At 40.8% G+C, this 9355-nt stretch carries 8 protein-coding genes and 5 tRNA genes; 8 read left to right on the forward strand and 5 right to left on the reverse strand.

Going from position 1 to position 9355, the window contains the following annotated elements; translation table 11 throughout:
* Window positions 1-282: 282 nt before the first annotated feature.
* The 7 genes from rsxD to gloA all read left to right on the forward strand — a co-directional run bounded on the left by rsxD (window position 283) and on the right by gloA (window position 7090).
* On the forward strand, window positions 283-1341 hold the full coding sequence (gene rsxD / locus P20439_RS14155) for an electron transport complex subunit RsxD (RefSeq protein ID WP_008115238.1): 1059 nt from the start codon (window positions 283-285) through the stop codon (window positions 1339-1341).
* Window positions 1338-1976, forward strand: a complete 639-nt coding sequence (gene rsxG / locus P20439_RS14160; protein ID WP_008115237.1) for an electron transport complex subunit RsxG — start codon at window positions 1338-1340, stop codon at window positions 1974-1976. Before rsxD ends, rsxG begins: the two co-directional genes overlap by 4 nt.
* Window positions 1973-2671, forward strand: a complete 699-nt coding sequence (locus tag P20439_RS14165; protein WP_008115234.1) for an electron transport complex subunit E — start codon at window positions 1973-1975, stop codon at window positions 2669-2671. Before rsxG ends, P20439_RS14165 begins: the two co-directional genes overlap by 4 nt.
* Before the next feature lie 45 nt (window positions 2672-2716).
* Complete coding sequence (nth, locus tag P20439_RS14170; protein ID WP_008115233.1) at window positions 2717-3349, forward strand: endonuclease III; 633 nt, start codon at window positions 2717-2719, stop codon at window positions 3347-3349.
* A 222-nt stretch (window positions 3350-3571) separates the two neighbouring features.
* Window positions 3572-5482: an aminotransferase class V-fold PLP-dependent enzyme gene (locus tag P20439_RS14175; RefSeq protein ID WP_008115231.1), complete on the forward strand. Its 1911-nt coding sequence runs from the start codon at window positions 3572-3574 to the stop codon at window positions 5480-5482.
* A gap of 120 nt (window positions 5483-5602) precedes the next feature.
* Window positions 5603-6634 carry a serine hydrolase gene (locus P20439_RS14180; protein WP_008115228.1) on the forward strand — a complete coding sequence of 344 codons (1032 nt, stop codon included), beginning with the start codon at window positions 5603-5605 and terminating at the stop codon, window positions 6632-6634.
* 54 nt (window positions 6635-6688) lie between these two features.
* Window positions 6689-7090, forward strand: a complete 402-nt coding sequence (gene gloA / locus P20439_RS14185) for a lactoylglutathione lyase (protein WP_008115226.1) — start codon at window positions 6689-6691, stop codon at window positions 7088-7090.
* 89 nt (window positions 7091-7179) lie between these two features.
* Here the strand turns inward: gloA and P20439_RS14190 are convergent, their stop codons facing one another.
* The 5 genes from P20439_RS14190 to P20439_RS14210 form a co-directional block, all read right to left on the reverse strand.
* Window positions 7180-7446 carry a DksA/TraR family C4-type zinc finger protein gene (locus P20439_RS14190; RefSeq protein WP_008115225.1) on the reverse strand — a complete coding sequence of 89 codons (267 nt, stop codon included), beginning with the start codon at window positions 7444-7446 and terminating at the stop codon, window positions 7180-7182.
* 320 nt (window positions 7447-7766) lie between these two features.
* Window positions 7767-7842 (reverse strand) — tRNA-Glu (locus tag P20439_RS14195).
* A gap of 173 nt (window positions 7843-8015) precedes the next feature.
* Window positions 8016-8091 (reverse strand) — tRNA-Glu (locus P20439_RS14200).
* A 143-nt stretch (window positions 8092-8234) separates the two neighbouring features.
* A tRNA-Glu gene (locus tag P20439_RS14205) sits at window positions 8235-8310 on the reverse strand.
* A 36-nt stretch (window positions 8311-8346) separates the two neighbouring features.
* A tRNA-Ala gene (locus tag P20439_RS14210) sits at window positions 8347-8422 on the reverse strand.
* Between the two features lie 766 nt (window positions 8423-9188).
* On the opposite strand from P20439_RS14210, the gene P20439_RS14215 reads away from it, so the two are divergent.
* Window positions 9189-9264: transfer RNA gene (locus P20439_RS14215), tRNA-Val, on the forward strand.
* Window positions 9265-9355: the final 91 nt, after the last annotated feature.

A 9355-nucleotide genomic window follows, 5' to 3' on the forward strand; every position in this document is an offset into this window, starting at 1 on the left:
CAAGCTGCTGAGCAAACACCAAACGATGACATAGCAAGTGAATCACCTGTCGCCGCCGATGATAAAAAGCTGCCGTCGCTGCAGCCATTGCCCGCGCAAAAGCCAAAAAAGCAGCGCAAGCTGATGAATTAGCAAATCAAAGTGAAAACACTGAGCCACAAAGCAACGATGAACCTTCAGAAGGTTCACAGCAAACAGCTCAAGAAAAAAGAAAGCCGCCGTAGCCGCCGCTATTGCTCGCGCTAAAGCTAAAAAGCAACAAAAAGAAGGAAATGATCAGTCATGAAACTAACCATGGCCAGTTCACCCCACAATCATAGTCACAAATCTGTGACACGGTTAATGTTAACTGTGATTGCGGCTTGTATTCCTGGTGTTATTGCGCAAGTTGTATTTTTTGGCACCGGTGTCCTTATCCAATTATTATTAGCGTTAGTGTGTGTAAGCGCGTTTGAAGCAGCCGTTATGTTAATGCGTAAGCGCCCTATTTGGCCTGCATTAAGCGATGGCAGTGCATGGCTTACCGGTGTGTTATTGGCAATAAGTATTCCGCCTTTAGCGCCTTGGTGGATTATTGTTATAGGGTGTTTGTTTGCCATAGTTATTGTTAAACAGCTATATGGTGGTTTAGGGTTTAATTTATTTAACCCTGCAATGGCAGCCTATGTGCTTTTATTAGTGTCGTTCCCTGTGCAAATGACTGCTTGGTTACCCGTTACAGAATTACTTAATACGGGTATTACTTTTAGCCAGCAGTTAAGCTTAATCTTTAGCGACTTTACCACGTTAGGATACAGCTTAGATCAGCTCCGAGTAGGAATAGACGGCAGCACAATGGCTACCCCACTTGATACCTTAAAAACAGATATTGCTCACGGACTAACGGTGACAGAGAGCATGCAAAAGAGCGTATTTAATGAGTGGACTGGCCTAGGTTGGGGATGGGTTAACTTAGCCTTCTTACTCGGCGGCCTTTACCTGTTAAAAACAAAAGTAATTAACTGGCATATACCAGTGAGTTTTATTGCAAGCTTAAGCTTATGCGCAGCAATTGGTTATATTGCCTCGCCAGGTACAGAGCCGGGTGTAGTGTTTCACTTGTTTAGTGGTGCGACTATGCTGGGGGCCTTTTTTATCGCCACCGATCCTGTATCAGCTGCAACCACCAATCGAGGTCGCCTTATTTATGGTGCAGCAATTGGTTTAATTGTGTATTTAATTCGCACCTTTGGTGGTTTTCCTGATGCAGTTGCATTTGGGGTGTTGCTAATAAACATAGCGGTACCGCTTATCGATTACTATACACAACCCAGAACCTATGGCCATGGAGCAGTAAAATGATTATTTCTTCAATGGTAAAAAATGGCGCAATATTGTGTGGGTTTGCATTACTAACAACGGGACTCGTTGCCACAATTAATACACTTACCGCTGATAAAATTGCAGAGCAAGAGCAATTACAATTAACTAATCAGCTTCAAGAAGTATTGCCGCATTCTAAATACAGCAATGAGCTATCGCAAGATTGTGTAATTATATCTGATCCATTACTAGGGCCATACGACAACCAAGTTATTTATCGTGCCCGAAAAGATAACGAACCTGTGGCATTAGTCATTCGTCATGTCACCCCTAGTGGCTACAGTGGTGATATAAACTTACTCAGTGCAGTATATCGCGATGGTACCATTGCGGGTGTAAGGGTAACCAAACATGAAGAAACGCCAGGTTTAGGTGATAAAGTTGAAATAAAAAAATCAGACTGGATCACCACATTTAATACAAAAACAGTACAAAGCGAAAGCGACGATCGTTGGGCTGTTAAAAAAGACGGCGGCCAGTTTGACCAGTTTACTGGCGCTACAATTACACCTCGTGCCGTTGTAGGCTCAGTCAAAAACGCGGTACTTTATGCACAAGATAACTTTGATGCTCTGTTCACAGCAGCAAACGCATGCCCAGAGGTAACGCCATGAGCGAATTAAAAACCCTTTACAAAGAAGGCTTATGGGGAAATAACCCCGCCTTGGTACAGTTATTAGGTTTATGCCCTTTACTCGCTGTTACCTCTACAATTACTAATGCACTAGGTTTAGGCTTAGCAACCTTATTGGTATTAGTGGGCTCTAATATTACCGTATCAATAGTGCGTAACTGGGTACCTAAAGATATTAGAATACCTGTGTTTGTGATGATCATTGCCGGTTTTGTAACAATAGTACAGCTGTTAATGAACGCTTACACTTTTGGCCTTTACCAATCTTTAGGGATTTTCATTCCGTTAATTGTAACCAACTGCGCCATTATTGGTCGTGCTGAAGCATTTGCCTCTAAAAATCCAGTACATTTATCTGCCTTTGATGGCTTAATGATGGGCTTAGGCTTTATGTTGGTACTGGTTGTACTTGGTGCTATGCGAGAACTGATTGGACAAGGCACCTTATTCGATGGTGCCGATTTATTACTCGGGCCTTGGGCTGCTATATTGCGCATTGAAGTATTTAGCTTTGATAGCCAGTTTTTATTGGCCATTTTACCACCGGGCGCATTCTTAGGGCTTGGGCTGTTGATCGCCGCTAAAAACGTCATTGATGCACAAATAAAATCAAAACAAGTCGCACCGCCAGAAGCTGAAAAAGGCCCTAGAGCGCGTGTAACTAGCTTAACTTAAGGGGAAAACGCATTAACTTAATAGAGCTAATGCGTTTTAAGTTACATGAATAAAGAAAAACGTCACCAAATACTTACTCGCTTACGCGACGACAATCCACATCCTGAAACGGAGCTTGAATATTCAAGCCCATTTGAGTTGTTAGTTGCCGTTACGCTCTCAGCACAAGCCACCGATGTTGGGGTAAATAAAGCCACTCGTAAATTATTTCCGGTTGCTAATACACCACAAGCCATTTTAGATATTGGCCACGACACGCTGCGTGATTACATAAAAACCATTGGGTTGTTTAATTCCAAAGCAGCCAATGTATATAAAATGTGCCAAATATTGGTAGATCAGCATAACGGTGAAGTGCCAGAGAACAGAGAAGCTCTAGAAGCCCTTCCTGGCGTTGGCCGTAAAACTGCTAACGTAGTATTAAATACGGCCTTCGGCTGGCCGACAATCGCTGTAGATACGCACATATTCCGTGTATCAAACCGTACCAAGCTTGCTATGGGTAAAGATGTGGTTGCGGTTGAGCAAAAACTCGAAAAAGTGATCCCCAAAGAATTCAAAGTCGATGTACACCACTGGCTGATACTGCATGGCCGCTATACTTGTGTAGCCCGCAAGCCCAAATGTGGCAGCTGTATTATTGAAGACTTGTGTGAGTTTAAAGATAAGGCTGAATAGCCATATGGCGAGTGCTCTTCGATCAATACGTACAATTTCCTAATGCAGGTGTCTAACTTTGGCACCTTGCACTTTCTTATACTGCAAATTAATTAAATAAACGCTTATATCTGCACCCGTACTAAAAGCAGTAATAGGCACATTTTCAAAGTATTAATTTCACAAGTATCATTCCTTTAGTTATGCTACTGAGCATAAATAAAATTATAGTGCGGACCCTCTATGTTACCCTTACTTCGTATATTGTTAATTGAGCAAGACCCCAGCATCTTAAAAGAGCTTTCGACGAATTTGTCAAAAACAATTGCTAATTTTGAGCGAAGCGATATTCATATTGATATTATTGAACGTCTTGAACTTAAAGAAGCGCTTGACTGTGTAGAAGAAGATGGCGATATTCAAGCTGTTGTACTTAGTTGGGATGTGCAAAATAAAGTAGGTGAGAAAATGTATAGCCGCTTTATCGAGCAACTAAAGAGGATCCGCCTTGAGTTACCCGTTTATGTTATTGGCGATGATACAAAAGGGCTAGAAATCGTTAATGAGTCGGAGGAGATTGAGTCATTCTTCTTTAAAGATGAGGTAATCTCAGACCCTGAGGCAATTTTAGGTTATATGATTAACGATTTCGATGATCGCTCAGAAACCCCATTTTGGACGGCATATCGCCGATATGTTGGTGAGTCGAATGATTCATGGCACACTCCAGGTCACAGTGGCGGGTCCAGCTTTAGAAATTCCCCTTATATTAAAGATTTTTATCAGTTTTATGGTCGTAATGTGTTTGTGGGCGATCTGTCGGTTTCTGTTGATTCGTTAGGTTCATTGTCAGATAGCACTAATACCATTGGCCGTGCGCAAGAGTCAGCAGCGGCGACGTTTGAAGTCAAGCATACCTATTTCGTTACCAATGGGTCGTCTACCTCAAATAAAATCATCTTGCAGACATTGCTGCGTAAGGGCGATAAAGTGATTATTGACCGTAATTGCCATAAATCTGTGCACTACGGCATTTTGCAATCAGCCAGTTTACCCATTTATTTGTCGAGTATTTTAAATCCTAAATATGGGATTTTTGCGCCACCGTCATTGGCTGATATAAAACAAGCAATAGAACAAAATACCGATGCAAAATTACTGGTTCTCACCGGTTGTACTTACGATGGCCTACTGAGCGACCTCAAACAGGTAGTCGAGTTTGCTCATCAACATGGTATTAAGGTGTTTATCGACGAAGCGTGGTTTGCTTACTCGCTGTTTCATCCAAGCTTACGTTACTATTCCGCCATTCATGCTGGCGCTGATTATGTTACTCATTCAGCGCATAAAGTGGTATCGGCGTTTTCTCAGGCGTCTTATATTCATGTTAACGATCCTGATTTCGATGCTGATTTCTTTCGCGAGATTTACAGTATTTATGCCAGTACATCGCCGAAATATCAGCTTATCGCGTCGCTTGATGTGTGCCAAAAGCAATTGGAGATGGAAGGCTATAAGTTACTCAATGCTTTGTTGAACCATGTGGAAGAATTTAAACAACAGATGGCTTCACTCAAACAAATTAAAGTGCTTGGTAAACAAGATTTTATGGAAATATTTCCACACTTTAGTGGTGATAACATGGGTCACGATCCGCTAAAGATTCTCATCGACATTAGCGAATTACCCTATTCATTAAAAGATATTCATAAATACCTTCTCGATGAAATTGGCCTAGAAATAGAAAAATACACCCACAGTACCATTTTGGTGTTACTGACTCTTGGCGGCACGCGTTCGAAGATCATTCGTTTATACAATGCGTTGAAAAAACTCGATAGTGGCAAGGTAAAACTAGCCACATCGACGCGACGTTCTCGCTTACCGGAAAACCTACCAGCTATAGACTTAGCCTGTATTCCAAGCGAAGCTTTTTATGGCGAGCGCGAATCGGTACCTATTAGCAAAAGTAACAACCGCATTTGCGCCGGTTTAGTTACGCCCTATCCGCCAGGCATCCCGCTTTTGGTTCCGGGGCAACATATTACACAAGAGCATGTAGACTATCTTAAGGAGCTTGCAGGACAAGGATTAACAATTCAAGGCAGTTTTGATGGCGAAATCTATGTTCTTAAGGGCAAAGCTAATAAGTAAAAAGTATATTTTAATAGAGTTGAACTCCTTATAACTAAACAGCAATATCACATGATATTGCTGTTTAGTAGAATAAAGAGCTGATCCTCACACTCCAAAAATAAATGAGACCAGAATGCAATGATACAGTTGAAGAACAAAAAGGCGCTCACGCTTCTGCGCGTTGCAGCTCTCATTGTTACTCTTACTAGCATATACATTCTTGCCCCTTGGCAGTTTGCTTTATATTACTTTCACCCACTGCCCGCTAACGTTCAAGCACAAACACAAGAGGCTATTGAACAAGGAATTGATGGCATTATTGTTTACATTCATAAACAAGGACAGCAACCTGAATATTTTGCAAATGGTTGGCATGATCGAGAGCAAAAAATCCCCGCATACCCTAATGCACTTTTTAAAATTGGCAGCATTCGAAAGTTATATGATGCAGCAGCTTTAACCAAACTTTCAGCCGCTGGACGTATTGATATAGATAAAACACTGGCTGATTATCTTCCATCATTAATTGGGCGCATTGAAAACGCAGATAAAATTACATTGCGAATGATGGTAAAACACAAAAGTGGCATACCCAATTACACAGACACCGATAATTTTGATTGGTCAATCACCTACCCTGATCCACTTGCATTAGTGCTCGATAAACCCGCTGACTTTAGCCCTGATGCTGATTATGGCTATTCTAATACCAATTATTTGTTGCTGCGAAAAATTATGTCTAACGTACTGGGTTATGATCATAACCAATATATTAAAGATGAAATTTTAACGCCACTGGGCCTAACGAACACGTTTTCATCAGTGCATGAAATAAATTTAGTAGATTTGATGAGTGGTTACTACGTAGGTTATGAGAATGACTTTAAAGCACTCGATCAAGGCTATGTGGCTACCGCACAAGATATAGGCGACTTTATTTTTGCTTTAAACAAAGGCACTTTTTTCGACGAACAAGAGCAAGCTTTGTATGCATCACTTTATAAGTATGAACACACGGGTTGGGTATTAGGGTATTCAAGCATTGCTCGTTATTATAAGGATATCGATACAGTCGTTGTACAATTTATAAATACTAATGGCGATGATACTGTGATGCTCACAGAAATAATTTATAATCGGATTATTGATATTTTAACAGCGCAGCGGTAGTCGTTATAAAATGGCTGCGTTATCAAAATTTATGTGAATTTTAAGAGGGTTTAAATGCGTTTACTACACACCATGTTACGAGTTGCTGATCTAGATAAATCAATTGCGTTTTATACTCAAGTGCTCGGTATGAAAGAGTTACGCCGTGCTGATAACGAAGAGTACCGCTACACCCTCGCCTTTATAGGCTACGGTGATGAAACTGACACGACAGTGCTTGAACTAACCTATAACTGGGATACCGACAGCTACGATTTAGGTAATGCCTATGGTCATATCGCCATTGAGTTTGATGATATTTATAAAGCCTGTGAAGATATTAAGGGCGCTGGTGGTAACGTTAGCCGTGAACCAGGACCAGTAAAGGGTGGTACAACAGAAATTGCGTTTGTAAAAGATCCAGATGGCTACTCAATTGAACTTATTCAGAAAAAAGAGAACATGAATAAATTTTAGTAAATTTATTTAATAGGTTTACTAACCCCTTTTTAATTATCTAAGCTCAACTCTGATACGATATTAAAAAAGGTGCTGTATGCACCTTTTTATCGTAATTGACTGTCTTTACTGCCACGCCGATTAAGCCCTTTTGAAAGCCCGCCTTTACCTTCTAGGTCAGCTTGGCAGCTTACACAATACTTAACCCCAGGTACCGCAAGTCTTCGTGCCTGTGGTATTGGTTCATCACATTCTTCACATAGCTCGGCACTGGCTCCAGAAACTAAATTACTTCTAGCATACTGCACAGCGTCATTAACGCTTGCGTCAATTTGTTCTTGAATTGCACCATCGCGTGCCCATCCACTTGCCATATAACCTCCTATTTATTTGGACGTTTATATGTACCCTAACATAGGCGAAGTATATTTAAGCTGAATATAAAGAAAGGAAAGAAACTAATAATATATAGGAGTTATTATATTAAATTATTTAATTTTGAGATTTTAACTTCACTGGATAGTTTTGAAGTAGTGATGGAAATGCAGGTAAACTGATTTTAGATACTTTTTATTAAAAGCTATATTACTAATTAATAGTAGGTGGCATACCAAGAGATTTTTCACTCTTTATTATTTCGCGGATAGAGAGTGCTGCAGTCATGCTGCTTTGTAGATTACTTAAAATAAGTAAGTGGCGTCCCCAAGGGGATTCGAACCCCTGTTACCGCCGTGAAAGGGCGGTGTCCTAGGCCTCTAGACGATGGGGACGCAGAAATTGGTTTGCAAATCACTGATTTGCTATTTCTGCGTAAGATGAGCCGAGCCTGCGAGGCGAATGGCATTATCTTCTCAGAAACATTTTCTGTGTCACTAGGACAACTGAAAGTTTAGACTCGATTCAGACGAGCTTTAATAACACTACCCTACTGTATAATAGTAAGTGGCGTCCCCAAGGGGATTCGAACCCCTGTTACCGCCGTGAAAGGGCGGTGTCCTAGGCCTCTAGACGATGGGGACACTAAAAAGTGTCACTAGGACGATTGATTAGTTTAACTCACATCCTGAGCTCTTAAGGTAATGGCGTATAGTACAAATAAAGACTCGAGCTTTATGTGTTACGCTATTTTCTCGGTAAAACCGCCTTTAACTAAAAAGTTAAGTGGCGTCCCCAAGGGGATTCGAACCCCTGTTACCGCCGTGAAAGGGCGGTGTCCTAGGCCTCTAGACGATGGGGACACAGAAAACTGCTACCCTAGGACAAACACTAAAAATTGGTGGAGCTATGCGGGATCGAACCGCAGACCTCTTCGCTGCCAGCGAAGCGCTCTCCCAGCTGAGCTATAGCCCCAACTTATTCAATACGCTCGGTGATAACCACGTCGTGTATCGCTTAGTGCGGGGCGCATTCTATGCACCCCCCAAAATAAAGTCAACAGTTTTTTGTGCGACATTATTTAAATGGTTTAATTTTCAACAAACTGGCTATCATACATGCTAAAAAGTAGATTTTCATACTACTTAGTAACAATGAGCTTCGTTAAGTGTGCCACATTTAAGTTTGAGTTGAGCATAACGACCCTATAATACTAAAAGCACCTATTCACATCGGACTCAAAAGGTATACATTTATATGCAAATTGAGTTATCACTGCTTTTCTCCTAAAACGGGCCTACTTCCATCATAGCCTAGCTGGATTTTATTAAATGCTAATTGTAAAGCTTAACTATGCTAAGCGATAAACAACTTGCTAATTTGAGTGGTTTAAACAATTGAATAACATAGGCAGGATGATCTGAACTAGAAAGCTTTACTTTGATTTCTTGGTTGCAACCCTGACTCGGCAAATCAATTACCACTAAATTGAATTAATTTTCATCCTTAAAAAGCAACAGAACTCGCTCTAGTGAATATAAATATAGTTATTTTAACCCCTAGCCAAAGCTGCTTATTGTTCGTTTTATGTTACCTTGTTGATAAAGTGAACACTATTTGCATTGCATTGATTATAAAAGCTTCATTCAGTACATTTTTATCATTCAAGTGTTGACACATTTACAAGTCTATCTATAATAGCGCCCCACAACAACGCAGCAATGTGGTGTTGTTTAGATGCGGGTGATTAGCTCAGTTGGGAGAGCATCGCCCTTACAAGGCGAGGGTCACTGGTTCAAGTCCAGTATCACCCACCACATTCTAATGTGTCGTATCTAAGTTCTATATGGGTAATTAGCTCAGTTAGAAATAAGAGAGTGTCATCGTTATTTACAAATAACGGCGAGG

This window comes from Pseudoalteromonas sp. BSi20439 (assembly GCF_000241165.1).
Lineage (GTDB): Bacteria > Pseudomonadota > Gammaproteobacteria > Enterobacterales > Alteromonadaceae > Pseudoalteromonas.